The sequence below is a fragment of the Paenibacillus sp. 05T425 genome, from assembly GCF_056396205.1.
Map to the genome: position 1 here is coordinate 1 of NZ_JBFTLA010000179.1, position 370 is coordinate 370.

Annotated in this window: 1 pseudogene; it reads right to left on the bottom strand. The window is 63.0% G+C overall.

Annotation, left to right across the window (positions count from 1 at the left end):
• Positions 1-21 precede the first annotated feature (21 nt).
• Positions 22-370: pseudogene (locus AC1DF0_RS32660) on the bottom strand (hypothetical protein); the annotation flags it as partial.

Consider the following 370-nt stretch of genomic DNA (forward strand, 5'->3'; position numbering starts at 1 on the left):
CCGCATGGCCGGCGTCGCGGATCACCTGCAGTTCGCTGTTCGGCCAGGCTTGATGCAGTTCCCAGGCGTTGTCCAGCGGGCCGCATGGCCGGCGTCGCGGATCACCTGCAGTTCGCTGTTCGGCCAGGCTTGATGCAGTTCCCAGGCGTTGTCCAGCGGGCAGATCACGTCATAGCGACCATGGACGATGACGCCGGGCAAATGGGCGATCTTGCCCATGTCGCGGATCAGCTGATTCGGCTCAAGGAAAGCGTTGTTGGTGAAGTAGTGACATTCGATGCGGGCGATGGACAACGCACGCTGGGGTTCGGAGAAACGATCGACCACCAGCGGGTTCGGACGCAAGGTCGCGGTGCGGCCTTCCCAGATG